At 62.9% G+C, this 24880-nt stretch carries 22 protein-coding genes; 16 read left to right on the forward strand and 6 right to left on the reverse strand.

All coding sequences use genetic code 11. The features are described 5' to 3' along the window. Complete coding sequence (locus MJ643_RS21650; protein ID WP_208209458.1) at positions 1–2865, reverse strand: DUF6543 domain-containing protein; 2865 nt, start codon at positions 2863–2865, stop codon at positions 1–3. Beyond that, on the reverse strand, positions 2862–5615 hold the full coding sequence (locus MJ643_RS21655; protein ID WP_023663285.1) for a DUF6543 domain-containing protein: 2754 nt from the start codon (positions 5613–5615) through the stop codon (positions 2862–2864). Before MJ643_RS21655 ends, MJ643_RS21650 begins: the two co-directional genes overlap by 4 nt. 234 nt (positions 5616–5849) lie before the next feature. On the opposite strand from MJ643_RS21655, the gene MJ643_RS21660 reads away from it, so the two are divergent. The 6 genes from MJ643_RS21660 (at position 5850) to MJ643_RS21685 (ending at position 11010) form a co-directional block, all read left to right on the forward strand. Continuing rightward, positions 5850–6425 (forward strand): GNAT family N-acetyltransferase, encoded by a 576-nt coding sequence (locus MJ643_RS21660; protein ID WP_013973573.1) that lies wholly within the window; start codon positions 5850–5852, stop codon positions 6423–6425. 75 nt (positions 6426–6500) lie between these two features. Then, a complete protein-coding gene (locus MJ643_RS21665; protein ID WP_013973572.1) occupies positions 6501–7223 on the forward strand; it encodes an iron-containing redox enzyme family protein in 723 nt (240 codons plus the stop codon). A gap of 23 nt (positions 7224–7246) precedes the next feature. Then, positions 7247–8476 carry an MFS transporter gene (locus MJ643_RS21670; RefSeq protein WP_024087451.1) on the forward strand — a complete coding sequence of 410 codons (1230 nt, stop codon included), beginning with the start codon at positions 7247–7249 and terminating at the stop codon, positions 8474–8476. A gap of 50 nt (positions 8477–8526) precedes the next feature. Further along, the gene (locus tag MJ643_RS21675; protein ID WP_023663287.1) at positions 8527–9792 is read left to right on the forward strand and encodes an aminotransferase class I/II-fold pyridoxal phosphate-dependent enzyme; all 1266 of its coding nucleotides are present in this window, start codon (positions 8527–8529) and stop codon (positions 9790–9792) included. Further along, positions 9785–10012, forward strand: coding sequence for a hypothetical protein (locus MJ643_RS21680; protein WP_023663288.1), 228 nt, complete (start codon positions 9785–9787; stop codon positions 10010–10012). Before MJ643_RS21675 ends, MJ643_RS21680 begins: the two co-directional genes overlap by 8 nt. 71 nt (positions 10013–10083) lie before the next feature. Beyond that, complete coding sequence (locus tag MJ643_RS21685) at positions 10084–11010, forward strand: dienelactone hydrolase family protein (protein WP_013973569.1); 927 nt, start codon at positions 10084–10086, stop codon at positions 11008–11010. A 10-nt stretch (positions 11011–11020) separates the two neighbouring features. On the opposite strand, the gene MJ643_RS21690 is transcribed toward MJ643_RS21685, so the two are convergent. The 4 genes from MJ643_RS21690 to MJ643_RS21705 all read right to left on the reverse strand — a co-directional run bounded on the left by MJ643_RS21690 (position 11021) and on the right by MJ643_RS21705 (position 17023). Continuing rightward, entirely contained in the window at positions 11021–11992 is a 972-nt protein-coding gene (locus MJ643_RS21690; protein WP_023663289.1) for a helix-turn-helix domain-containing protein, read from the reverse strand. Positions 11993–12083: 91 nt separating this feature from the next. After that, a complete protein-coding gene (locus tag MJ643_RS21695; RefSeq protein ID WP_013973567.1) occupies positions 12084–12425 on the reverse strand; it encodes an EscU/YscU/HrcU family type III secretion system export apparatus switch protein in 342 nt (113 codons plus the stop codon). After that, positions 12422–13978, reverse strand: coding sequence for a flagellar hook-length control protein FliK (locus tag MJ643_RS21700; RefSeq protein ID WP_013973566.1), 1557 nt, complete (start codon positions 13976–13978; stop codon positions 12422–12424). Before MJ643_RS21700 ends, MJ643_RS21695 begins: the two co-directional genes overlap by 4 nt. A gap of 177 nt (positions 13979–14155) precedes the next feature. Beyond that, complete coding sequence (locus tag MJ643_RS21705; RefSeq protein WP_024087450.1) at positions 14156–17023, reverse strand: DUF6543 domain-containing protein; 2868 nt, start codon at positions 17021–17023, stop codon at positions 14156–14158. Positions 17024–17430: 407 nt separating this feature from the next. Here MJ643_RS21705 and ccmA point away from each other — a divergent pair, with 407 nt between their 5' ends. Genes ccmA through MJ643_RS21755 form a run of 10 tightly spaced genes read left to right on the forward strand, consistent with a single transcriptional unit; the run spans position 17431 to position 24782 of the window. Beyond that, positions 17431–18063: a cytochrome c biogenesis heme-transporting ATPase CcmA gene (gene ccmA / locus MJ643_RS21710; RefSeq protein ID WP_013973564.1), complete on the forward strand. Its 633-nt coding sequence runs from the start codon at positions 17431–17433 to the stop codon at positions 18061–18063. After that, positions 18060–18728, forward strand: coding sequence for a heme exporter protein CcmB (gene ccmB, locus MJ643_RS21715; protein ID WP_012273477.1), 669 nt, complete (start codon positions 18060–18062; stop codon positions 18726–18728). Before ccmA ends, ccmB begins: the two co-directional genes overlap by 4 nt. Before the next feature lie 46 nt (positions 18729–18774). Then, positions 18775–19542: a heme ABC transporter permease gene (locus MJ643_RS21720; protein WP_012273476.1), complete on the forward strand. Its 768-nt coding sequence runs from the start codon at positions 18775–18777 to the stop codon at positions 19540–19542. Then, positions 19539–19715 (forward strand): heme exporter protein CcmD, encoded by a 177-nt coding sequence (gene ccmD / locus MJ643_RS21725; protein ID WP_013973562.1) that lies wholly within the window; start codon positions 19539–19541, stop codon positions 19713–19715. The genes MJ643_RS21720 and ccmD overlap by 4 nt, the downstream gene beginning before the upstream one ends. Then, entirely contained in the window at positions 19712–20167 is a 456-nt protein-coding gene (gene ccmE / locus MJ643_RS21730) for a cytochrome c maturation protein CcmE (protein WP_013973561.1), read from the forward strand. Before ccmD ends, ccmE begins: the two co-directional genes overlap by 4 nt. Before the next feature lie 11 nt (positions 20168–20178). Further along, positions 20179–22152 carry a heme lyase CcmF/NrfE family subunit gene (locus tag MJ643_RS21735; protein WP_015271186.1) on the forward strand — a complete coding sequence of 658 codons (1974 nt, stop codon included), beginning with the start codon at positions 20179–20181 and terminating at the stop codon, positions 22150–22152. Continuing rightward, positions 22149–22685, forward strand: a complete 537-nt coding sequence (locus tag MJ643_RS21740; RefSeq protein ID WP_013973559.1) for a DsbE family thiol:disulfide interchange protein — start codon at positions 22149–22151, stop codon at positions 22683–22685. Before MJ643_RS21735 ends, MJ643_RS21740 begins: the two co-directional genes overlap by 4 nt. Next, on the forward strand, positions 22682–23170 hold the full coding sequence (locus MJ643_RS21745; protein ID WP_003257333.1) for a cytochrome c-type biogenesis protein: 489 nt from the start codon (positions 22682–22684) through the stop codon (positions 23168–23170). Before MJ643_RS21740 ends, MJ643_RS21745 begins: the two co-directional genes overlap by 4 nt. Continuing rightward, positions 23163–24353 (forward strand): c-type cytochrome biogenesis protein CcmI, encoded by a 1191-nt coding sequence (gene ccmI, locus MJ643_RS21750; protein WP_013973558.1) that lies wholly within the window; start codon positions 23163–23165, stop codon positions 24351–24353. Before MJ643_RS21745 ends, ccmI begins: the two co-directional genes overlap by 8 nt. A gap of 12 nt (positions 24354–24365) precedes the next feature. After that, positions 24366–24782, forward strand: a complete 417-nt coding sequence (locus tag MJ643_RS21755; RefSeq protein WP_013973557.1) for a hypothetical protein — start codon at positions 24366–24368, stop codon at positions 24780–24782. Positions 24783–24880: the final 98 nt, after the last annotated feature.

Here is a 24880-nt window from a genome sequence, read left to right on the forward strand (position 1 = left end):
TCAGTAACCCTGAGCGTTTCCGGCCATTGCGACCTCTTCCAGGGGTAGCAACCGCAGCTCTGCACGCCGTTGTGCTGCTTCATCCAGCAGCGCGTCGTAGTTCAGGGTGTGCATGTTTGCCAGGTCCGCCACCTGCCTGAAGGTGTAGAGCTCAGGTAGACGTTGGTCGATCACATGGTTGAGCACCGCGGGCCCGGTTAGTCTGTTGAGTCTTTCGGTATAGGCCTGGAATGCCGCCGCATGCTGTCGCGGAGGTTTGGGGACTTTGTAGAACGCCTGGCCCTCCGGGGTGAGGTAGCGCGCCAGGATCTCGTCGGAAATGGCGTTCAGCACCGGATTACCAGCGCGGCTACCAATCATGCTGGTGTTGTAGCTTGTATACATGCCCAATTGCGCATTGCACACCGGGCTCCTCAACAGCAGCCCGTCGAGGGGCGTGGTGAGCGGTACGCTGTCGATCTTTGCCCGCAGCTGCCCGGTTGCGTCCGGCTCGACCAGCAGATGGTCGTCAATATCCAGGTAGATGCCGCCTTCGCTGTGCAGGACGCGGTAGCGCAAGATGTCCGAGGCCGAGGAGAAGTTGCTCGCCACACCGCCATTCCCTTCCAGCGCAGCCTGGTACTGGTCGAAGTATTCACTTGCCGCGAATTGATGATAGAAAGTCTGCTGCTCCAGTACTGCAACCTTCAATCCCCTGTCGATGCGGGGCTGCAGCAGGGTCATGTTACGTTCGAATGCCTGAGGGTTGGCGTTGGACAGGTAGAGTTTGAGCGTGAAATCGCTGTTGCGCAGTGCCTGCACGTTGTTGTCGAGCGCAGCCAGGTAATCACCGGCGATCATCCTGTCACCCAGCCAGATGTGTAATACCTGTCTGGGGACGGGTATGCCTGGTGCAGTCCCCAGTGCATCGAGGTCGACGGGCAGCTGCAGATCGATACCCAGTGCCCGCAGCGTGCGCGAGCGCGATGTCGGGCTGATTTCCCGCAACGGGTCCGTATCGGGCAGCAGTCGGCTGATCGAGGACTGCAGCGGATCGGCGCTGGCCACATAGTGCTGGGCGCCGCGTGTGCCGTTGGGGTACTTGAGCACGAAACTGTCCTGTCGGGCGTCGTAGTACAGCGGGTGTGGGCCATTCCCCGCATCGCCGATCAGTTCGTCACCTGTGCCGAATGCCTTGCGCCGCGTTACGCAGCGGGCAACGTGTGAGTCCGCGCCGGGCAAGGTGGTGGCCACTTGGTCACCCGCTACTGCCAAGTCCTGGAAATAGGGTGTCATCGCAGGCCCAGGCCAGCGCGGCGGCGAAACCGGGCTCAGCGGGTAGCCTGTGCGGCCGTTGAGCCTCACCGGTTTGATGAAGCCAATAGGGCGTCGGCCGAACAGCGCGTTGGTCGCCTTGACCCCGCGCGCCAGCCCCGGGGCTGCGTTCAGCAGACCGAACACGGCTTGCTCGGCGCCTTCGAGCTGTTGGTCCGGATCCTTGGCGTGCAGCGCCTGGTCCAAGCCCACTGTAAATTGGGCGACCCCCGCCACAGCAGCCAGCGGTAGCAGTCCGGGGACCACCAGCAGAAACGGTGCGGCGAGGTTCATGGTCAGGTAGAAATAGCGGCGCCATGCGGCCTTGGTCACTTCACTGTCCCGCGTGATCAGGAAGTCGGCGTCAGCCTGGCTGCGTTGACGTTGTGCCACCGTAAATGCCTCGAACAGGTTGTATTCGATGCGCGGGCTGAAGGTGTCCGCCTTGTAGTTGATCAGGGTATGCGGGTTCCATACCCTGGCCAGGCGATACACGCTGGTTGCAGGCAGGATGATCTGGCGGGGTGGGAAATCGCCCATGCCCTGAAGTACCCGACGCAACCCCGACCGGCCAATCCTGTCCGGAATATCGCAGGCCCGGAAGTGGGCAAGCAGGGCCGCCCGTTTGTCGGCGTCGCGGCACTGCCTGGCAAGCCACGCACGCATCGCGCCCGGGTTGGCGAACTCATGCAACGGCGCCGCATTGCCCGGTAGGTACAGCAAGGTCAGGCGGCTGCGCATATCGCTCAGGCAAAGGATGTCGCTTGATGGGTAGCCATTGATGTTCAGCAGCCTGGCGTCTACCCCGTTGGCACTGAGGCTGGCGCCGTGGTGCCAGCGTTCCACGCCTGCCGCCCGCCACGCCAGGCTGCGCCCCTGTTCACTGAGGTTGCCCCGCAATGCCTGCCGGTTGCAGGCAGCGAGGAATGCGATGCACGCGCTGACGCTGTACTGGCTGGCGGCATGGGCCCAGAAGTCATCGAGCTGGCGTTTGAATACACCCTGGAAGTCGAGTTGCCAGATGAAGGACTGGAAGGTCGCGGCGTCGAACTGCACATAAGTGCTGGCGTCGTAGCGCATGGGTGCGGTCTGGCGGAAAAGGCCATGGAATTCGGTGTGCACATCGATGTCGTGGTCCAGGCCACTTCCTGGCAATTCATCGACGATCGTCACCTGACTATTGCTGAAGGCCTGGGCCCAGGGCGCTCGACCGTGTGGCAGGGAAAGCTCTGGCAGTACACCAAGCAGGTCGACGGTGGCCGTCCCGCCTCTTAGCAGCAACTGCGCGGTTTGCTCGGCAACCTTGGAGTAGCCGCTTTGCTGCCAGTTGCCAAGTAGCGCTTCGGTCAGGCTCATTTGTTGGACGATCTTGGCCAGCCAGCCCCGCTTGGGAACGAATTTGCAATGCAAGGTCACTGCAAGCGTGTTGTCGGGTTCCACGTCCAGCCGCTGCTGGCTGGCCCATTCGCGGATGGCTGCACTGGCACTGCGGTCAGGGCGAGGCACGGAACCCAGCATTGCCTTGACGTAGTCTTGGCCGGCTGCGCCGACCACAGGTTGGCGCGGGTTCATGTTCGGCTCCAGGAATGGTTGCCACCGACAGTGGCGAAGCGGTTCAGGGGCAGGAGCGTACGCACGGAATCGCGCATGCGTGGCAGATCGACGAACCGGTAGGCATTGATGCGCGGCATCCCATAGAGATTGGTGAGCTGTCGCAGGATGCGCAGGCTCGGCAGTTGCCGATCGACCACGTCGCTGAGCAGGGCAGGGCCGGTGAGGTAGCTCAGGCGCCTGGCATACTCATAGAAATTCCCCGGGTCTTCAGCCAGGCTGGGCTTGCTGTCGTAGAAGTCGCGATTGAGCTGGTAGCGTGCGCACATCTCTTCGGAAATGGCCTCCAGCGTGGGGTTGCCGGGGTGGCTGCCGATAAGGCTGGAATTGTAGAGGCTGTTCATGCTCATCTTTTCATTGGACATGGGCGGTACCAGCAGCAGCCCTGTGGCGTCCGTGCTCAGTTCGACCTGATCGATGGGTTCACCGGCGGGACCTACCGGTTGCCCGTCGATGATCAATGAGTACTCGCCTGGCGCGAGCAAGGTGTCATCGACATCCATGTACAAGCCACCTTCGTGGTGCAGCATCGGGTAGCGCAGCACATCGCATGCCGATGCATAGTTGCTGGCAACGCCGCCGTTGCCATCCAGGGCAGCGTCGTACTGCGCGTAGTATCTGCTTTGTCGAAAAGCCCTGAAGAAGGCCTGCTCCTCCAGCGGCAGAACTTGCAAGCCCGGAGCATGACTGGCCAGCAGCTCCAGGTTTTCGGCATAGGCGTGCCGGGCAGTGCTGGAAAGGAACAACCGTATGCTGTATTCGCTGTCTTGCAACTGCGCTGCGTTCTGGCCCAGATTGGCCAGCAGCTCCGGGCCGATGACCCGGTCACCGACCCAGATGCAGGAGATGCGTTTGGGTATTGGCCAACTGCCCGGCGCTCTGGCAGGTACCTGTAGCGGCAATGGCAGGTCCACGCCCAGCGCCCGCAGGGTGCGGTTGCGCATTGCATGGGTAACCACGCGCCCTTGCGGCGCGGGGCTCAGGTTCCGGCTGTCGGGTACCGCCACGAAGCCTACAGGGTCGACCTGGTTCAGGTCTTCGGCCCGAATGAAAACATCCCGCTCCATGTCGTAGATCATTCTGGCGTTGTAGCCCTTGATGTTCGCTGCCAGGGTGTCTGGCTCACCATCGTACTGGGGCGTACGAATGACTGCGTCGGCAACCGCCTGGTCACAGTCAGGCAGTGGCTCTATCGGGTCGGTGATATGGAAGTAGCTTGCGCCCTCGGGCTCGGGAAAGCGCGGTGGCGAGAGTGGGCTCAGAGGGTAGCCGATCTGTTCATTCAGCCGCGTCGGCGGCGCGAAACCCTCGACCTTGAATTCGAACAGTGCCTTGCCCCTTGCGGCAGCGCCTGCTGCCAGGGGCAAGGCGTTGAACAGGCCCCAGGTGATGTTGCCGATACCTTCTTGCTGTTGCTGCAGTGACTTGCCGTTGATTGCCTGGTCGAGCCCCAGGCCAAGCTGGGCGATGCCACCGATGGCCAGCAGCGGCCCCAGGCCGGGTACCACCAGGCACAGTGGCGCCAGCAGGTTGAGCGTAGTGGCCAGGTAGCCACGCCACCTGGCCTTGATGACTTCGCTGTCAGCCGTGATCAGAAACGCGGCGTCGTCGTAGCTGCGCTGACGCTGGCGCTCGGCCAATGCCTGGAAAAGGTCGCCCTTGATCCTTGGGTTGTACCTGGTAGGTCGATAGTTGACATAGGTCTGCGGCGGCCAGGTGCCGTCGTCGTTGAAATAGCCGTGTTCGGGAGGCAGCAGGTGCCGTTCAGGGTAGGCGCCCAGCCCCTCCATGGCAGTGTCCAGGCCGCTGAAGTCGAGGCCTTGCGGGCAATCTGCCAGGCGAAAATGCTGTTTCAGGGCCTGGCGTTTGTTCGGGTCTTTGCATTGTTCGCCGACCCAGGCCTTCAATTCTCGTTCGCTGCTGAACGTCAGCAACGGTGAGCTGTTGCCAGGTACGTACAGCACCGTCAGGTCGGTGGCGGGGTCGTTCAGGTACAGCAGGTCGGTCGCTGCATAGCCGTAGATGCTCAAGGTACTGCATCGCAGCCTGTTACGCCGTGGCATCAGCCCGGCCGCTTGCCAGACCAGTTGCCGTGCAGGCTCGCTGAGGCTGCCCTCGCTGACCTGTCTGTTGCAGGCTGCGATGAAGTTGAGCTTAAGCGCCAGCCTGTGACTGTGCAGATGGTCACGCCAGTACACATCCAGCGCCGCCTTGAAAGGCTGCTGGAAGTCCAGGTTGCTGATGAACTGCTGGAAGGCTTCGGCGCTTACCGGCAAATGGGTGGAAGCGTCGTAGCGTTGCGGGGTAGTGCGCCGAAATAGGCCGTTGAATACTTCGAAGGGCGCCCCGTAGTGATTGAAGACGGGTTGCGGGAGGGTTCCCACCAATCGTATCGGGCCTGCGGGTAACGCACCGGCCCACGGTGCTTGCAGCAGCTTGCCGAACATGTCACTGGCAGACTCACCCTGCCAGTTGCCCAGCAGTGCCTGAGTCAGGCTGGTGCGCTGGCTGATTGCGGCCAGATGGCCACCTGCGCCGTCCGGGCAATAGTGAAGGGTAACGACGTCGAGCTGGTCCGGGTCCAGGTCATGGCCTTGCTTTGCGAGCCATTGGCGGATGGCGCGGTTGGCTTCACGATCGGGGCGAGGCACATGGCCGAGGTGGTCTATAACGTAATGCGTGCCCATCACGTTGATGCGAGTCGAATGCATGGGGGTACCTTGCGCTGAGATGAAGCCGGCAAGGTTGAAGCAGGGGCACGAAAAGACGGTGGTAGATATGTCGGTACGGCGCCTGGCCGATCTCGTCACCCCCTGGCCCTCGGGTGCTGATGGCATTTTGGTCGTGGATGTCACTATCCTTCCGCTTCCTGTCCGGTTCCCTTCTTACCCGGCATCGCACTTAAACGTTTAAATCCCAGCTTGTACGCACAAGGGATTTACGCAATGAACACCCTCTCTTCAAAGCAGGTGGCCCCTGGCGAGCCACAGTTGCAGTGGTTGCGTCAGGCCGACAGCGATACCGCGCCGGCCATCATGCAACTGATCAACAGCACGGTTGGCGATGGCGGTGTTCTGGGTTACGAGCATGAGATGTCTGCCGGGCAGAGCGTCGAATTCACGGCCTCGTTGCAAGAGCGCATCCATGGCGGCAATACCCATGTCCTGCTCGGCCAGGCAATGGCGGGGCCGGCCTGCCTGGTCATTGTTTCGCGCAGCAGCATGCCGAACTGCCGGCATATTGCCGACCTGAGCAAGGGCGTGGTGCACCCGGCCTATCGCGGGACCGGCCTGGTGGCACGGGCTTTCAGCGAAGTCGTGCGCCTGTGCCAGGCCCAAGGTATCGAGTTGTTGACCCTGGATGTACGCGAGGGCACCCGTGCACACCGGTTATGGCAAACCTTCGGCTTCCAGACCTACGGCGTGCTGGACGACTACGCACGTGTCGATGGCGTGAAGCATCGCGGCCATTACATGGCCCAGCCCGTGGAAAGCCTTGCGCTGCGACTCAACCTGGACTGAGTTGCCCTTCGTCGACTCTGCCTGTGGCCATCGCGGTCAACGGCACCTGTCTCTCTCACCCAAGGAACACCCTGAATGGCCTTATCTACTGCAGCCTTTCGCGATCAGCTGGAGCAGAAACTGCACCACCATCTGACCCTGTCCCACCCGATATTCAAGGAACTGCTTGCGCCTGAGGGCAACAGGCCGCTGCTGCGCAAGGTCGCGTTGCAAGGCTATCAGCTCACCAAGTACTTCCTGACCTATGTCGAGCACTTGTTCTTTCATTGCCCGTTGCCTGCCCACAAGCGGGCACTGATCACCAATTGTTTCGAAGAAGAAACCGGCCGGCTTTCCCGCACCGACAACCATGTCGTGCTCATGCAGAATTTCCTGAGGGCGCTCGGCATCAGCGATGCCGAGCGTGATGCCGAGCAGCCGCTGCCAGCCACCTGGGAACTGATCGATTTCCGCCTGCAGGCGGTACGTGACCCGGCGCGTTATCACATTGGTGCGGCAGCAGTGATGATCGCCAGCGAAGGGCAAAACCTCGAGACCGTCGCTGGAGATGCACGGCATGTGTTGCTGGGGCGTGCCTATGGCCTGGCCGAACAAGACTTGCTGTTCTTCTCGGTGCACCAGAAGGAAGACGTGGGCCACGTCAATGAAGGCTTGGACCTTGTCTCGCAGTTGTGCAGCACGGCGCAGATGCAAGAAGAGGCGTTGCAGGCTGTAGACCACACCTGCCAGCTGTTCTACGCGATGTACGAAAACATGTACCAGGCGTATTGCCGAGCTCCGCAAGCCGAGGCGGTGTAATGCCCACACGATAAGGATTGGCCATGAAACAGAAATTCAGCTCTACCTTGATCGTCTCGGTGCTGGTCGTCGGCTTCGTGGTGATGTTTCTGTCCAGCGCCTTGAAGGGGTTGTACCAAGTCTACTTCGTCGACCTGGCCTCCCACTTTGGCGAGGGGCGCGCAGCCTTGGCTACCGCAGGATCGCTGTTCGTCCTGACCATTGGCCTGGTATCGCCCGTGGTGGGGTGGCTGAGCGACAGGGTTGGGCCCTTGAGCACGGTGGCCCTGGGCAGTGTCAGCGGCGGGGTGGTGCTGCTGGGCGTGACATTCGCAGGCACGCACCTGCTGGTGTTCACCCTGTTGTACGGCCTGCTCGGCGCCTTTGCCCTCGCTGCGATGACCTATGTACCCATGGGTATTCTGGTCGATCGCCTGGTCGCTGAACGGTTCAAGGCCTTCGCTTTCGCATTCGTCACCAACGGCACCTCCATTGGCTTCATCGTGCTGTCGCCGTTGTGGATCATGCTGCAGCAGAGCGTGCCCTGGCAGTCGGTGTTCTCCTGGGTTGGCCTGATCTTTCTGGTGCCTTTGAGCCTGGCGCTGTATTGGGTATCCCGCACCGTGCCGTTGAAGCCCGACCCGCAGGCGGCAAAGGTCAGGCATCCGGTGATGTTTCTGCTGCGTGACCCGCGCTTCTTCGTGCTGGCCCTCAGTTTCGCCAGTTGTGGTGCCACCATGGCGTTCATCGATGTTCATCTGGTGTCGTTCTGGCAGGGTGAGGCGCTGCCCAGTTCGGTGCAGGCCAGCGGCCTGAGCCTGTTAGGTGTGCTGGAGCTGGTCAGCGGCCTGCTCGCGGGTTGGTTGGCTACCCGCTACAACAAGGGCCTGCTGCTGATGATGTTTTACCTGCTGCGAACCGCTGCGGTCATCGTGCTGCTGACCACGCCCGGGCCCCTCGGAACGTACGTGTTCGCTGTGCTGTTTGGCGCCAGTTACCTTGGAACGGTGGTGCTCACATCTGCCTTCTGCTTCGCGCTGTATGGCGCCGAAATCAAAGGCAAGGTGTTCGGGATGCTGTTCCTGGTACATCAACTTGGCGCGTTGGTGGCCACGCAGCTGGGCGCACTGGATTTCGACCGGCATCAAAGCTATCAGCTGACCTTGGCCGGCCTGGCCACGGCCACGGCGGTGGCTGCCCTGGCATCGTTGTGGCTGATAGCGGTTCGCCCATCAAGCGAAACCCTGGCTGCTCAACTCGCTGAACCTGAATAGTCCACCAATCAATTGCGCATTGTTCAATGCAAACAAGGAGGCGCAAAACCATGCAATCGACCGTGATTGGCCTGGATGATTTCAACGCAACTGATTTCAATGCAACTGGGGCACTGCATGCTAACCGGGTCAGCGACCTGACCGATGTGTTCTGCGAGCCGTTGGCCATGACGTCCGCCTACACCTTCGCTTCAGCGAAAGAGGCTTGCGAGCGCTTCAGCGGGCAACAGCAGGGCAATGTATACAGCCGCTTCACCAACCCGACCGTTCAAGCGTTTGAAAGCCGTGTGGCAGCGTTGGAAAACGCTGAAAGCGCAGTGGCGTTCGCTTCCGGCATGGGCGCTTTCACCGCGCTTTGTCACGCCTTTCTCCAGCAAGGCGACAACATCGTCTGCAGCCGTGACGTGTTCGGCACTACCGTCAATGCCTTCAGCTACTACATGGCCCGTTTCGGGATCGAGGCCCGGTTCGTCGATTTGACAGACCTGGCGCAGTGGAAGTCGGCAATCGACGGCAGGACCCGTCTGGTGGTGTTGGAGTCGCCCTCCAATCCGCTGCTGAAAATCGGTGATATCCGCGCGGTAAGCTCGCTGGCACATGAAAAAGGGGCGTTGCTGGTGGTGGACAACACCTTGCTGACCCCGGTTTTTCAGCGGCCACACACACTGGGAGCGGATTTGGTCATCCACTCCGCTGGCAAGTACATGGATGGCCAAGGGCGTGCATTGGCGGGCGTCGTGACGGGGTCGCAAAGCCTGATGCAGGTGTTGCGGGGTGTTCTGCGTACCTTGGGCATTTCTTGCAGCCCGTTCAACGCCTGGCTGCTGCTCAAAAGCCTGGAAACCCTCGAAGTCAGGATGATGCGGGCACAGCAGAGCGCCTTCGAGCTGGCCCGCTGGCTTAGCCATCAGGAGCTGGTGACCGCGGTGCATTACACCGGCCTGGAGCACCACCCCCAGCATGCATTGGCATGCCGCCAGCAGGACGGCCATGGCGGACTGTTGGCTTTCGAGATCGTCGGGGGCCAGGCCGCAGCTTGGCAATGGATTGACCAACTGCGTTGCGTGGCGCGCTGTACCAACATTGGCGACACCCGCAGCATGGTCACGCATCCAGCTACAACTACACACGGGCGGCTGGACGCACAGGCGCGGCATCAGGCGGGTATCTCGGATGGTTTGATCAGGTTGTGCGTCGGACTGGAGCGTGTGGACGATATCAAGGCCGACCTGCAACAGGCTTTCCAGGCCGTGTCCTTGCAAACATCCATGGCAGCGCCGATCGGCCATAACCGGAACGCGGTATTCAATGGCTGAACTGCTCGCTTCAGGATTCGGCATTGGCGTGTTCGCCGTGGGCGTGCAGATCCTTGCATTGATCGCGGTGTATGGCACGGCCTGCGCGAAGGAAGTGCGTTTCTATGCCGTGGCTTTCGCGCTGGCGAGTTGCGTGATGGCGGGCATGGCGATGCTCGACCCGTTGGCATTCCCCCAATGGCATGTCGACGGCCTGGCAGTAATGGCGATGTGTGGCTGATGCCGGGCGCCGCCAATTTTCTATATCGGGTGCCGGTTCAACACCCGCTCATGACGTTCAGGGGTAACCAGATGTTCAAAGTAATGACCATCAGCTTGGTGCTGGGCTGTGCCCTTCAGTTCGCAACGGCTCGGGCTGAGGTCGCTGCCACCAATAGCGGCACCGTTGCCACGGTCAGCAAACGGCTCGTCTCTTTCTATAGTCAGCCACTGCCATCCGCCGGCAAGGCGATACCGATTCGGGTTCCGGCGGTGTTGTCGTTGCCGGCCAAGGCCGCGGGCCCGGTACCGGCTGTGATCATCCTGCATGGCTCGGCGGGTATGGATTCGCGTGGTCCCTTGCATGGCGGTGACCTCAATGCCCGCGGCATCGCAACGCTGGAGTTGGACATGTGGGGCGCGCGCAGGCTCACTGGCGGTGCACAAGGGCGGCCGCCACGCGTGCACGATACCCTGCCGGACCTGGCAGGCGCCCTGGCTTACCTGGCCAAGCAGCCTGGCGTCGACGGCCAGCGCGTGGGAGTGCTCGGGTTTTCCTGGGGGGGCGTACAGGCCATGCTCGCCGCCTCTGCGCCCATCAACGACGAGCTGGAGCAAGCCTCAGGTATTCGCCCCATCTCGATGGCAGCGTTTTACCCCGTGTGCTGGGGTTACAACCATGTGCCAGGTTATACCTTCAAGCATCTGGCCCCGGCTCGCTTGCTGGTGCTGGTAGGCGAAAACGACCAGTATGACGATGACCCGCGTGCCTGCCCGGCGCTGATTTCAAACCTGCCCAGCGAAGATCAGGCGCGTGCGCAGGTGCTGGTTTACCCCGGCGCAGAGCACGGTTTCAACGGGCTGGAGGCCGCCCAGGAGTATCAGGACCCGTTCCTGCACCGTGGTCAGGGCGGCGTGGGGCGTTCGGCACCTGACCCGGCGGCGCGCGACGCTTCGCGCCAGGCCGTGGTGAAGTTTTTCACCGAAAGCTTCGCCCCGACTGCGATAAGCGAGCGGTAGCAGTCGAAATCTAGGCGCGCTCGTGGGCGAGAGCGTGGCGAAACTGCAGGGGCGGTTGCGGCATTTCCTGGCGCCATGCCAAGCGAAAGGCATGGCTGCTGCCGTAGCCGCAACGTTCGGCAATCTGTTCCACGTTGAGGTGGCTGCTGCGCAAAAGCTCACGGGCCAGGTCGATGCGTTGGGTGCGCAGGTAGCTCTGCAGCGTTTGACCGGTATTGTCGCGGAACAGTCGCGCCAGGTGCCGGTAGCTGACATTGAACTGGCTGGCCAGTTGTTCGAAGCTGAAGTGGGTGCCCAGGTGTGCATCGATGTAGTCCTGGGCCGCATGCACCAACGGGTGGATGTGATTGCGCGCCAGGTCTGCCGCGCGCAGCTGCACATCTTCGCCAGCGCGGCGCCGGTAGATGACCAGCTCCTGCGCCACCTGGTTGGCCACGACCTTGCCAAATTCCAGGCTGACGATGTGCAGTGCCAGGTCAGTTCCGCTGGACACGCCTGCCGAGGTGAACACGCCATCGTCCTCGACGAACAGGCGGTTCTCCAGCACCTTGGCTGCTGGGTAGCGCATTCGAAGCAAATCGACGTAACGATGGTGCGTGGTGCACTGTCGGCCATCCAGCAAGCCAGCTTCGCCCAGCAGGAACGCACCGGTGCATATGGAGCACAGCTTTATATCCGGCGTTTGCCTGACCACCTTCGCCAGCCACAGGGCGGTGGCGGTCAATATCGCTGTTTCGGCGGGTGTCGCAGAGAGCTTGTTGCCCACCACGAACAGCAAGTCCTGCGGTGCGAGCCGCTCAGGCAACTGGTGCAGGCCACTCAGTGTCACGCCCTGAAAACTGCTGACCTGTTGTCTGGCGGCTATGCAACGTACGTTGACCGGTGCCAGCTGGAGTTCTTCGAGGCTCGCCATGATTTGTAGCGGGCCGCCTAGATCAAGGATGTGGGTGCCCGGGAGCAGCAAGAACCAGATGGTACGCATTACAGTATTCCTTACATCGCCAAGCGCCTGACCTTGAACGGCACGTTACCAACATGGCGCAAAAAGGCAATTTGCATGGATACCATGGCGGTCAGGCGCCTTCGCCTCCGGGCAGCCTTCCGAGCAGCGGTGGGGTAGGCCCTGGGGCGGCAGGTTCGTCATCGAAGCCCGCAGGCACTTTGCCCCGCAGGTGCCAGGCAAAGGCGATGATTTCGGCAATGGTCAGGTACAGCGCCTCCGGTATCTGGTCCCCCAGCTCCAGGCGCGCCAGCAGGCGCACCAGCTCGGCATTTTCGTAGATCGGCACCTCGTGCTCGCGGGCCAATGCCAGGATGACCTCGGCCAGCGCATCGTCGCCCTTGGCGGTGAGGGTAGGGGCTTGCTGCCCGTCGTAGAACAGGGCAATCGCCTGCCGTGCAGGTTGGTGCGTCATGCGTTCTCATCCACCCAGCGTTGTTCAACCCGCGTACGCGGGCCTTGTGGCGGGATACCAGGATGGCATTCCAGATCACCCACATCCAGGCCCCGCGCCAACAGGCGTTCGCGCAAGCTGCCGAGCTGGCTGTCGATCAGCCGGGCTGTCGCCTCGCGTTCCGCCCAAAGCTGGCCACCCAGGCGGCCTTGGCTCAGTTGTGCCTGGACCTGCACCGGGCCAAGGGGCGAGAGGTCGAAAGCCAGCTCGATACGCCACAGGGCTTGCAGCGGGTCGGCTGATTCCTGCTGGCGGTCGGCTTGCTGTTGTGGCGTTTCCTCGCGTTGCAGCTTGACCTGCAACGGGATGAACTCCTGGCCGTGACGGATCGGCACTTCGGTTTGCCAGGTGGTCTGCAGGTTGCCGTTTTCCAGGGTACCGGTTTGTTGCAGGCTGCTCATGGCGTGGCTTTGCAGGCGCGACACGGCAGCGGCGGCCAGGCGCAGCAGTTGTTGCAGGTCGCCTTCGTCTTCCATGGCCTTGAGCAGGCGCGACGGCAGCGGGAATGCGCCCGGCTGCGGCTTGGGGCTGACCCGTTCGAGCATGCCCAGCGCGCTGCGGGCCAGGGCCGGCATGGTTACGGCCAGGCTGGCGGGCGCCAGGTTGGGCGCCCCGGGTATGCTGGCCGGCGCGACGGTGATCAGCCGCAGCAAGTGCGCCTTGAGGTCGGTGGCGACGCTGGCCGGGAGACCGCCCAGCAGTTTGGCTTCGAGAAAGGTACCGCTGTTGTTCAGGGCTTGGGCCACTGCCTTGGCATCACCCAGTTGCCGGGCTTCTGGCAGGCCCGCCAGCAGGCGTTCGGCGCTGGCTCGCAGTTCGCCATCGGCGCCCGGGTCGTGGGCCACCTGTTGCAAGGCATTGAGCAGGCCGGGCAGCGAAGCCTGGCGGTTTTGCTGGGTCAGCAGCTGTTGGGCAATGCTGAGCTGGTCCTGGCGGCCGCTGAGCGGTACGAAACGCAGCGACTGGTCGCCCTGCACCAGCGCGCTGAGCAGGCTACCGACGGCCAGCGGTCGCGGGCTTTCCACGCTCAGGGTTGCGCCGGCCTGGGCACTGTTCAGCAGGCTGACCAGCGCCCGGTAGACGGCGGGCTGGCCGGGCGCCTGGGCCAGCGCCTGGTTGGTCAGGACCTTGCCCTGCAGCAGGGTGCCGACCGGCACCTTGCTGGTGTCCAGCTGAGTGAGGGTGGCGACCTGGCTGGCGCTGGCCTGCTGCAGCATGATCGCCAGGCGGTTGCTTTCGGTCTGGCTGACCGTAACCTGGCTACCCTGGGGCAGGGGCTGGCTGGCGCTGGCTTGCAGCTGGGTCTGGGTGCCGTTGGCCTGCATCAGCCGCAGCACCAGCTGAAAGTCCTGGCCCACCTGGCGCAACGACATGACCTCGGCCTGCGCGGTCTCGCCGGGGGCCATCAAGCCGGGCTGCGGTTGCGTCAGGCGCAGCAGTTCGCCGGTCATGCCCGCCTTGATGGCCTGGGGGCTGATCGCGGTTTGTGCGCCGAGACTGTTGATTTCACTCATGTAGGGTCTACAACCTTTCGAGCTCGCCTGGTTCGCAGCGTGGCGCTGCGTGTCGTCATGCAGTCCGCCCGTTGTTGCCAGTATAACGGCAGCGCTGACAGCGACTTGAGGCGGGAGCCCGGAAAGCGTGCCGGCCTGGAGCTATGAGCCCCAGGCCGGCACACGTCCAGCGTTGTCTCAGTGATTCAGGTTCCTCCAGGCGAACCCGTTGTTCACTCGCACAACTCGGTTCACGCGGAACAGTGACTGGAGGCTGGCTTGCAGCTCTTCATCAGACACTGGCCTCAGGTCCGCGCCCAGCAGCGTAGGTGTCTCCAGCAGCGGGCAGCTGAGCAGCTTGTATATCTGTTTCATTTGCCGATAAGCAGGCAAGGCCCGGTCAACGACGTGATTGAACATTTCAATACCGGTCAAGTTACTCAGCGCCTTGGCATAGGTGGCGTACTTGGCGCCCCGGGCTCCTTGGGCCGGCCAGTTCTGTTTCTGGCTGAAGAATCCTGGGCGGGTGTCCAGCCGACGTTCCATTTCGTCTATGACCCTGCGCAAGGACGGGTTGCGGGGATGGCTGCCAATTACGCTGGTATTGTATTGCTGATGCGCGCCTCTGAATGGGTTGGAGCTCGGCTGCTCGAGCAATAGGCCCTCGGGCGATGCCTCCAACGGCACATTGCCGATCCAGTCGCTGGGTGCGTGGGCATTGACGATACCTGCCGCCGCAGGATGATCAGACGGTGCCAGCATGTCATTGTTGATATCCATGTACAAGCCGCCTTCGTGATAGAGCGCATGGTATTTCAATATGTCATTGGCTGCGGTTATGTGTGAGGACCCGCGCTCCGGTCCCTCCATGGCGGCATCGTAATAGCGCTTGGAGTACCCCATTTCGCGGTAGAAACCTTGGTGTTCGAGGGGCAATACCTGCAGGTCGGGAGCGACGCGGGCCAAGGCGCGGCTATTCATGACGAAGGCGTCATAGTTTGCGTTGGACAGGTAAAGAACATGAGCAAAGCCGCTCTCGTTGAGCAGCCTGGAATTGCGGCTGACATGCGCGAGCGACGCCGGCGAGATGGGATCACCGCTGGGCCATAGATGGATCACTCTCTTGGGGATAGGCAGCTGATTTACGTGGGTGACCCTCGGCACTTCGACGGGGAGCGGGAGTTCTATACCGAGACTGCGCAGCGTGCTTTCGCGCATGGCGTTGCTAACGTCGCGAGGGCCGTTGAATGCCGGTTGGTATGTGCGCAACCTAGCGTTCTCGGCGATGAAGCGGGTGGGTGCAGCTTCACCCACATCGCTTGACCTGACAAACGCGTCGGCATTCAGGTCGTAGACAAAGTCCGTTTCCGGATTATGCACATCTATCAGCGTGTCCATGCCCGCATGGGTGGTTTGCCGGCGGATTACTGTTTCGCCTGCATGAGGGGGGAGCGGTTCGACCGGCACCGGCTGCTCGAAGTACGCCTGAAAGTTTCTACCACCCCAGCGGGGTCTTGGTGGCCGGGTTGGGCTGAGCGGGTAGCCGATCTGGCCATTTATCCTGCGAGGGGCAACAAAACCGTCGTATTGTGCCCGGAACAGTTGTTGGCTGCCGGCTCTCAGCTCTCCGAGCAGCGGCGCGGCACACAGTGCACCGAATGCAATGTTGGTGACGCCATCCAGTTTCTCTTGCAGGTTCCTGCCATTGATCACTTCATCAAGCCCAACGCCGAACTGCGCGATGCCACCAACAGCAACCAGCCATCCCAGCCCGGGCACCAGAAGCGACAGGGGCGCGAGCAGAGTCAGCGTAAGGTTGAGATAACCTCGCCATTTGGCCTTGATGAGGTCGCTATTGCTGGTGATCAAAAACTGTGCATCTTCGTAGCTGCGCTGTTTGTGCCGCAAGGCGATATGGTCGAACAGGCTGCCCGCTATCACCGGGCTGTAGGTCTCGACCTTGTAGTTGATGTACTGGGGGGACCAGCCGCGCGCTGGCACGATCAGATTGTCAATGTACAGGTAGCGCGTGCCCTGGTAATTGCCCAACCCTTCGAGCGTGGCTTGCAACCCTGAGTAGCTAAGCCCGCTTTGCAGGTCTTCGAGACGGAAATGCGCCATCAACGCCTTGCACTTTTCGGCATCCTTGCACTGCTCTACCAACCAGATTTTCATTGCGCCCTGGTTGGCAAACTCATGCACTGGCGAAGAGTTGCCAGGTATATAGAGCAGGGTCAGGCCTGAGGCCCGATCAGTGAGGCAAGGAATATCCGTAGCGACATAGCCATAGAAGTTGAGCATGCGTGCCTCAACCTGGCCGTCATGCGCGGTTTGCGAGTCATCGTCGTTGGCGATACCGGCCGAGCGCCAGGCCAGCTCGCACCCCGCTTGGCTCAGGCTACCTTCCTCGACCTGCTTGTTGCAGGCGGCGATGAAGTTTACGCGTGCCAGCATGGCGAAATCGTCAAATTGGTGCAGCCAATAGTCGTTCAATTGGGTGATGAACTCGTCATGAAAGCTCAAATTCCAGATGAATTGTTGAAACGCTTGCGTGTCGGTGATGATCTGCGTCTGGCGGTTGTATTGCATGGGCTCGGTCTTCCGGAAGAGCCCTTGATACACCAAATGGTCTTCGATCTCGCCAAAGAGGCCGCCTGGGGGGAGTCGATCGACGATATGCACGTGACCATCGGAAAAGGCCTGAGACCAGCTTTCCTGCGTAAGGCTCCATTCCTTGAAAAGGCCTATGAGGTCAAGGGCGACTAGGGCCGTGGGGCGGAGAAGGGGGGCAAGTGAAATGTTCTCCACGCTATTGGATTGATCTTGCCATTTGGACAACAGGGCCTGACTGAGCGGAATTTGCTCAACCACTTGGGCTAGCCAGCCCCCCTCGGGGTTGGGCTTGTAGTGCAAGGTAACTGCCAATGTGGTGTCGGGATCGAGATCGGTTTCCTGAGTCTTGTACCACTGCCTTATTTTTTCGGCGGCGACTCGATCTGGACGAGGAATCAGGGTGAGGTATTTGCGCGTGTGTTGGGCCGCTGATGGGTGCAAATGAGTTGTCATGTCTTGGACCTGCCATGTGAAGGAGTTGGCATGGTCGAGCCCGGGGCGACAGATCTGGAGGTATGTATTTATTGGCCGGGAGACAGTACACCGGGCATGCTCGCCGCGAGGGATTGTGCGGCGAGACTATTGATTTCAGTCATGATTGTATACAACCTGTCGAACCCGCCCTCTTGGCAGCGCGGCGGCGCGTGTAATAATGCCGGCCGTCCGTCGTTGCCAGTATAACGGCAGCGAGGGGGCGACTTGAGATACAGGGCTAGAGGTTGGCGTCGCCTGCTTCGCGGGTGAACCCGCTCCTACAAGGGTTTGCGCAGCTTTCAAACCCTGCGTTGAACCTGTGGGAGCGGGTTTACCCGCGAAGCAGGCGACGCCGACCTCTAGCCCTACAAAGATAAGGCGAAACCGTGACCCTTCACCTCCAAGCCGCGGGCCTGGCCTGCGAGCGCGACTGGCGCCTGCTGTTCGAGCACCTCGCTTTCGAGCTGCGGCCCGGCGACATGCTGCAGATCAGCGGCCCCAACGGCAGCGGCAAGACCAGCCTGCTGCGCTTGCTGGCCGGCCTGATGCAGCCGACGGCCGGGCAGATCCTGCTGGGCGGCAAGCCACTGGCCGAACAGCGCCACGCCCTGGCCAGCATCCTGTTGTGGATCGGCCATGCAGCGGGCATCAAGGACCTGCTCACCGCCGAGGAGAACCTCACCTGGCTGTGCGCCCTGCACCAGCCGGCCAGCCGCGAGGCGATCTGGGCGGCACTGGCGGCCGTCGGCCTGCGTGGTTTCGAAGACGTGCCCTGCCACACCCTGTCTGCCGGCCAGCAGCGCCGCGTGGCCCTGGCCCGGCTGTACCTGGCCAGCCCGCCGCTGTGGATCCTCGACGAACCCTTCACCGCCCTCGACAAGCAGGGCGTGGCGCAGCTCGAGGCGCACCTGGCGGCCCACTGCGAGCAGGGCGGCACGGTAGTGCTGACCACCCACCACACGCTGGAACGCAAGCCCTCCGGTTACCGTGAACTGAACCTGGGGCAATGGGCGGCATGAGCGTATTCATCCTGTTGTTGCGCCGCGAAGCGCGCCTGCTGTTCCGCCGCCCGGCCGAGCTGGCCAACCCGTTGGTGTTCTTCGCCATAGTGGTTGCACTGTTCCCGCTGGCAGTCGGCCCGGAAAGCCAATTGTTGCAAACCTTGTCGCCAGGCCTGGTCTGGGTGGCGGCACTGCTGGCGGTGCTGTTGTCGCTGGACGGCCTGTTCCGCAGCGATTTCGAGGACGGCTCGCTGGAACAGTGGGTGCTGTCGCCGCACCCGTTGGCGCTGCTGGTGCTGGCCAAGGTGCTGGCGCACTGGATCTTTTCCGGGCTGGCGCTGGTATTGTTGGCGCCGCTGCTGGCACTGATGCTGGGGCTGCCGAGCCATTGCCTGCCGGTGCTGCTCGGTTCCCTGCTGCTGGGCACGCCGGTGCTGAGCCTGCTGGGGGCGGTGGGCGCGGCGCTGACAGTCGGTCTGAAACGCGGCGGTTTGCTGCTGGCATTGCTGATTCTGCCGTTGTATATCCCTGTATTGATCCTGGGCAGTGGTGCGTTGCAAGCGGCGTTGCAGAATATGCCGGCAACCGGCCACCTGCTCTGGCTCGCCAGCCTGACGGCCCTGGCCGTGACCCTGGCACCCTTTGCGATAGCGGCCGGCCTGAAGATCAGCGTCGGCGAATAACGAGTCCCGGGCTTTCAAGCCCGGCCAATACCCTGGATGTACCCTGATGAAAATAAGCTGGACGTGGTTCCACAAGCTGGGCTCCCCCAAATGGTTCTATGCCATCAGCGGCCGCATGCTGCCGTGGCTTGCCGGCGCTGCCGTGCTCCTGCTGCTGGTCGGCATCACCTGGGGCCTGGCCTTCGCCCCCCAGGACTACCAGCAAGGCAACAGCTTCCGCATCATCTACATCCACGTGCCGGCGGCGATGCTGGCGCAGTCCTGCTACGTGCTGCTGGCAGTGGCCGGGGTGGTGGGGCTGGTATGGAAGATGAAACTGGCCGACGTCGCCTTGCAATGCGCCGCCCCCATCGGCGCCTGGATGACCGCGGTGGCGCTGGTCACCGGGGCCATCTGGGGCAAGCCCACCTGGGGAAGCTGGTGGGTCTGGGATGCCCGACTGACGTCCATGCTCATCCTGTTGTTCCTGTACTTCGGCATTATTGCGCTGGGCCAGGCAATCAGTAATCGTGACAGTGCAGCCAAGGCCTGTGCGGTACTGGCGATCGTCGGCGTGGTGAACATCCCGATCATCAAGTACTCGGTGGAGTGGTGGAACACCCTGCACCAGGGCGCCACTTTCACCCTCACCGAAAAGCCGGCGATGCCCGCAGAAATGTGGTTGCCGCTGCTGTGCACGGCGCTGGGCTTCTACTGCTTCTTTGGCGCGGTGCTGTTGCTGCGCATGCGCCTTGAAGTGCTCAAGCGCGAAGCGCGCGCCAGTTGGGTCAAGGACGAAGTATTGAACAGCCTGGGGCGGAGGGCCGCACAATGAGTTTCGCCACTTTCGGTGACTTTCTCGCCATGGGCCACCATGGCCTGTACGTGTGGACGGCCTATGGCATCTGCCTGGCAGTGCTGGCGCTGAATGTCGCCGCGCCCGTGCTGGCCCGCCGTCGCTACCTGCAAGATGAGGCGCGCCGTTTGCGCCGGGAGAACAACCAGTGAATCCGCAGCGCAAGAAACGCCTGTTGCTCATCGTCGGCCTGCTGGTCGGCGTCGGGGTTGCCGTCGGCTTTGCCTTGAGCGCATTGCAGCAGAACATCAACCTGTTCTACACCCCGACCCAGATCGCCAACGGCGAAGCGCCGCTGGACACCCGCATCCGCGCCGGCGGCATGGTCGAGAAAGGTTCGGTGCAGCGTTCGTCCGATTCGCTGGACGTGCGCTTCGTGGTCACCGACTTCAACAAGTCGGTGCCGATCACCTACCGTGGCATCCTCCCCGACCTGTTCCGCGAAGGGCAGGGCATCGTCGCCCTCGGCAAGCTCAACGCCGATGGCGTGGTGGTGGCCGATGAAGTACTGGCCAAGCACGACGAGAAGTACATGCCGCCCGAGGTTACCAAGGCCCTGAAGGAAAGCGGCCAGGCCGCCAGCGGCGGGGAGGCCAGGCCATGAACGCGGCGCTGGTGATCCCCGAACTCGGCCAGCTGGCGATGATCCTGGCCATCTGCTTTGCTGCCGTGCAGGCCAGCGTGCCGCTGCTCGGCGCCTGGCGTGGCGACAGCCTGTGGATGAGCCTGGCGCGGCCGGCGGCCTGGGGGCAGTTCGCCTTCCTGGCCTTTGCCTTCGCCTGCCTGACCCATGCCTTCATGACCGACAACTTCTCGGTCGCCTATGTGGCCAGCAACTCCAACAGCGCCTTGCCCTGGTACTACAAGTTCAGTGCCGTGTGGGGGGCGCACGAAGGTTCGCTGTTGCTGTGGGCGCTGATCCTCGGCGGCTGGACCTTCGCCGTATCGGTGTTCTCGCGGCAGTTGCCGCAGGTGATGCTGGCCCGCGTGCTGGCGGTAATGGGCATGATCAGCGTGGGCTTCCTGAGCTTCCTGATCATCACCTCCAACCCGTTCCAGCGCCTGCTGCCGCAGGTGCCGACCGATGGCCGCGACCTCAACCCGCTGTTGCAGGACTTTGGCCTGATCGTCCACCCGCCGATGCTGTACATGGGCTACGTCGGGTTCTCGGTGGCCTTCGCCTTCGCCATCGCCGCCTTGCTCGGTGGCCGCCTGGACGCCGCCTGGGCGCGCTGGTCGCGGCCCTGGACCATCGTTGCCTGGGCCTTCCTCGGTGTCGGCATTACCCTGGGTTCGTGGTGGGCCTACTATGAACTGGGCTGGGGTGGCTGGTGGTTCTGGGACCCTGTGGAAAACGCCTCGTTCATGCCTTGGCTGGTGGGTACGGCGCTGATCCACTCGCTGGCGGTGACCGAGAAGCGCGGGGTATTCAAGAGCTGGACCGTGCTGCTGGCGATTGCCGCGTTCTCGCTGAGCCTGCTGGGTACCTTCCTGGTGCGCTCCGGTGTCCTGACCTCGGTGCATGCGTTTGCCGCCGACCCGTCGCGGGGCATTTTCATCCTGATCTTCCTGCTGTTCGTGGTCGGTGGTTCGCTCACTCTGTTCGCCTTGCGCGCACCGGTGGTCAAGAGCCAGGTCGGCTTTGCCCTGTGGTCGCGCGAGACGCTGCTGCTGGCCAACAACCTGGTGCTGGTAGTGGCGGCCTCGATGATTCTGCTCGGCACCCTCTACCCGCTGGTGCTCGATGCGTTGACCGGTGCCAAGCTGTCGGTCGGCCCACCGTATTTCGACGCCTTGTTCCTGCCGTTGATGGCACTGCTGATGGTGGTGCTGGGCGTGGGCGTGGTGGTGCGCTGGAAAGACACCCCCGGCAAATGGCTGGCCAGCATGATGACCCCGGTGCTGCTCGGCAGCGCCATCCTCGCGCCGGTGGCAGGCTTTATCGTCGACGACTTCGACTGGCCGACCCTGACCGCCTTCGCCCTGGCCGCCTGGGTGGTGCTTGGCGGGCTGCGCGACATTCTCGACAAGACCCGTCACAAAGGCCTGCTCAAGGGCCTGCCTGGCCTGGGTCGCAGCTACTGGGGCATGCAGCTGGCGCACCTGGGCCTGGCGGTGTGCGCGCTGGGCGTGGTGCTGTCGAGCAACAACAGCGCCGAACGCGACCTGCGCATGGCACCGGGCGAGAGCGTGGAGCTGGGCGGTTACCACTTCCTGTTCCAGGGGGCCCGGCACTTCGAAGGGCCGAACTTCATCTCCGACAAGGGCACCGTGGTGGTCAGCCGCGATGGCCGTGAAGTGACCACCCTGCACCCGGAGAAGCGCCTGTACACCGTGCAGCAGTCGATGATGACCGAAGCCGGCATCGACGCCGGCTTTACCCGCGACCTGTACGTCGCCCTCGGCGAGCCGCTGGAGAACGGCGCCTGGGCAGTACGTGTGCATATCAAGCCTTACGTCCGCTGGATCTGGCTGGGCGGTCTGCTGACCGGCCTGGGCGGGTTGCTGGCGGCCCTCGACCGGCGCTATCGCGTCAAGGTCAAGACCCGGGTGCGTGATGCCCTGGGCGTGTCTGGAGCAGCTGCATGAAGCGTTGGATCATGGTAGTCCCCCTAGCGGTATTCCTGCTGGTGGCGGTGTTCCTCTACAAAGGGCTGTTCCTCAAGCCCGACGAGCTGCCCTCGGCAATGATCGGCAAGCCGTTCCCGGCGTTTTCCCTGGCCTCGACCCAGGGCGACCGTACCCTGACCGAGGGCGACTTGCGTGGCCGCCCGGCACTGGTCAACGTGTGGGCCACCTGGTGCCCGTCGTGCAAGGTAGAGCACCCGTACCTGAACCAGCTGGCCCAGCAGGGCGTGGTGATCCACGGCGTCAACTACAAGGACGACAATGCGGCGGCCCTGAAGTGGCTGGCCGAGTTCCACAACCCGTACCAGCTGGACATTCGTGACGAGCAGGGCAGCCTGGGCCTGGACCTGGGCGTGTATGGCGCGCCGGAAACCTTCCTGATCGATGCCAAGGGCATCATCCGCTACAAGCACGTGGGCGTGGTCGATGCCACGGTCTGGCGTGAGCAGCTGGCGCCGCTGTACCAGGGCCTGGTCGACGAGGCCAGGCCATGAAGCGGGGGCTGGCAGCTGCCGTGCTGGGGCTCTTCATGGGATTGAGCCTGGCAGGCGTGGCCAAGGCGGCCATCGACACCTACCAGTTCCGCGACGATGCCGAGCGTGAGCGCTACCAGCAGCTGACCAAAGAGCTGCGCTGCCCCAAGTGCCAGAACCAGGACATCGCCGACTCCAACGCGCCGATTGCCGCCGACCTGCGTCGGGAAATCTTCCGCATGCTCGGCGAGGGCAAGAGCAACCAGCAGATCGTCGACTTCATGGTCGACCGCTATGGCGACTTCGTGCGCTACAAGCCGGCGCTCAGCGGGCGTACCTGGCTGCTGTGGTTCGGCCCGGGGATTTTGCTGGCCGGTGGTTTCGTGGTGCTGGCGCTGATCGTGCGCCGGCGCCGCAGTGCGGCCGTGCAGGGCGCCAATGAGTTGTCCGCCGAAGAACGCGAGCGTCTCGCCAAATTGCTGGAAAAAGAACAGACCCATGATTGAATTCTGGCTTAGCGCGGGCCTGCTGCTGCTCGCTGCCCTCAGCTTCCTGCTGATCCCGATCCTGCGTGGCCGTGGCCGCCAGCAGGAAGAAGACCGCACCGCCCTGAACGTGGCACTGTACCAGGAGCGCGTCGCCGAACTGGTTGCCCAGCAGGCCGCTGGCGTGCTCGACGAGCCGCAGATGGCCAAGGGCCGTGACGAGGCCGCCCGTGAGCTGCTGGCGGATACCGAAGGTGCCGAGGCCCCGCGCCAGGGGCACCTGGGCAAGGCCCTGCCGTTGCTGGCGGCGCTGCTGGTGCCGCTGCTGGCATTGGGGCTGTACCTGCATTTCGGCGCGGCCGACAAGGTTGAGCTGACCCAGGAGTTTGCCGAAGCGCCCAAATCGATGGAAGAAATGACTGCCCGCCTGGAGCGGGTGGTGCAGGCCCAGCCGGATTCGGCCGAGGCCGTGTACTTCCTGGGCCGAGCCTACATGGCCGAGCAGCGCCCCGCCGATGCCGCGCGTACCTTCGAGCGCGCCGTGGCCCTGGCCGGTCGCCAGCCCGAATTGCTCGGGCAATGGGCACAGGCGCTGTACTTCGCCGCCGACAAGAAATGGAGCCCGCAGCTGCAGGCGCTGACTGACGAGGCGCTGAAAGCCGACCCCAACGAAGTGACCAGCCTGGGGCTGCGTGGTATCGCTGCCTTCGAGGGCGAGCGTTACCAGGAAGCCATCGATTACTGGAAGCGCCTGCTGGCGCAGCTGCCGGAAGGTGATACCTCGCGTGCGGCGCTGCAGGGCGGCATCGACCGCGCCGCCGAGCGCCTGGGTGGTTCGCCGGGGCAGTCTGCGGCGCCCGTGGCGGCTCGCTTGAAGGTGCGCGTGGAACTGGCGGCGGCGTTGAAGGACAAGGTCAAGGCGGACGACACGGTATTCATCTTCGCCCGCGCCAGCAATGGCCCACCCATGCCGCTGGCGGCCAAGCGGGTGACCGTGGCGCAGTTGCCGATCGAGGTGGAATTGTCCGATGCTGACGCCATGATGCCGCAGATGAAACTGTCGGACTTTGCCGAAGTCCAACTCGTTGCACGTGTATCACGCGCTGGCCAGCCAACCCATGGCGAGTGGATTGGCCAGGGCACGCCATTGCCCAGCGCCACCCAGGCCATCCAGCACCTGACCATCGACAGCCCCGACCCGTAAGAGAGCAATGCCATGCACAGCATCGTCCGCCTGACCCTGATCACCCTGGCCCTGGGTTTGTCTGCGTGTACGGTGCATGAGCCGTACGAGCAGCCCGAACCACCGATCGAGCGCCTGCCGCCGCCGGGGCCGGCGGTCAAGCCCTTGCCGGACAGGCAGCCGGCCCCCGCGCCGAGCAAGCCTGCGGCCACGCCCAAGCCGATGCCTCGCACCTCGGCCAGCTTCGCGCCGCCGCCTGGCGGGGCAAGCCATTGGGACCCTAAGCTGGGTGTGTATGTGCTGGAGAAGAAGCCCAATACCTTCTACCGCCAGCGGACCTACTACCGCTTCAACAACGGCTGGAGCTGGTCGCTGAGCCCGGATGGACCGTGGCAGGAGACTGACAGCAGCGGTGTGCCGGGTGGTCTGGGGCGTGCGTTCGCCCAATAATTGCAACGTTGCCGTTGCCGTTGCTTTTAAGCGCGCGGTAGTCCAGGCGCCGCCGATTGCGACTTCAGGAGGCCGAGCGAAGGGACTGCGGAGGGAGG

The sequence above is a fragment of the Pseudomonas sp. PNPG3 genome (genome assembly GCF_023093815.1).
Lineage (GTDB): Bacteria > Pseudomonadota > Gammaproteobacteria > Pseudomonadales > Pseudomonadaceae > Aquipseudomonas > Aquipseudomonas asiatica.

Coding starts and splice junctions, on each gene's coding strand:
- MJ643_RS21650 (WP_208209458.1), bottom strand. CDS start 2,865: ATGAACCCGCGCCAACCTGTGGTCGGCGCAGCCGGCCAAGACTACGTC.
- MJ643_RS21655 (WP_023663285.1), bottom strand. CDS start 5,615: ATGCATTCGACTCGCATCAACGTGATGGGCACGCATTACGTTATAGAC.
- MJ643_RS21660 (WP_013973573.1), top strand. CDS start 5,850: ATGAACACCCTCTCTTCAAAGCAGGTGGCCCCTGGCGAGCCACAGTTG.
- MJ643_RS21665 (WP_013973572.1), top strand. CDS start 6,501: ATGGCCTTATCTACTGCAGCCTTTCGCGATCAGCTGGAGCAGAAACTG.
- MJ643_RS21670 (WP_024087451.1), top strand. CDS start 7,247: ATGAAACAGAAATTCAGCTCTACCTTGATCGTCTCGGTGCTGGTCGTC.
- MJ643_RS21675 (WP_023663287.1), top strand. CDS start 8,527: ATGCAATCGACCGTGATTGGCCTGGATGATTTCAACGCAACTGATTTC.
- MJ643_RS21680 (WP_023663288.1), top strand. CDS start 9,785: ATGGCTGAACTGCTCGCTTCAGGATTCGGCATTGGCGTGTTCGCCGTG.
- MJ643_RS21685 (WP_013973569.1), top strand. CDS start 10,084: ATGTTCAAAGTAATGACCATCAGCTTGGTGCTGGGCTGTGCCCTTCAG.
- MJ643_RS21690 (WP_023663289.1), bottom strand. CDS start 11,992: ATGCGTACCATCTGGTTCTTGCTGCTCCCGGGCACCCACATCCTTGAT.
- MJ643_RS21695 (WP_013973567.1), bottom strand. CDS start 12,425: ATGACGCACCAACCTGCACGGCAGGCGATTGCCCTGTTCTACGACGGG.
- MJ643_RS21700 (WP_013973566.1), bottom strand. CDS start 13,978: ATGAGTGAAATCAACAGTCTCGGCGCACAAACCGCGATCAGCCCCCAG.
- MJ643_RS21705 (WP_024087450.1), bottom strand. CDS start 17,023: ATGACAACTCATTTGCACCCATCAGCGGCCCAACACACGCGCAAATAC.
- ccmB (WP_012273477.1), top strand. CDS start 18,060: ATGAGCGTATTCATCCTGTTGTTGCGCCGCGAAGCGCGCCTGCTGTTC.
- MJ643_RS21720 (WP_012273476.1), top strand. CDS start 18,775: ATGAAAATAAGCTGGACGTGGTTCCACAAGCTGGGCTCCCCCAAATGG.
- ccmD (WP_013973562.1), top strand. CDS start 19,539: ATGAGTTTCGCCACTTTCGGTGACTTTCTCGCCATGGGCCACCATGGC.
- MJ643_RS21740 (WP_013973559.1), top strand. CDS start 22,149: ATGAAGCGTTGGATCATGGTAGTCCCCCTAGCGGTATTCCTGCTGGTG.
- MJ643_RS21745 (WP_003257333.1), top strand. CDS start 22,682: ATGAAGCGGGGGCTGGCAGCTGCCGTGCTGGGGCTCTTCATGGGATTG.
- ccmI (WP_013973558.1), top strand. CDS start 23,163: ATGATTGAATTCTGGCTTAGCGCGGGCCTGCTGCTGCTCGCTGCCCTC.
- MJ643_RS21755 (WP_013973557.1), top strand. CDS start 24,366: ATGCACAGCATCGTCCGCCTGACCCTGATCACCCTGGCCCTGGGTTTG.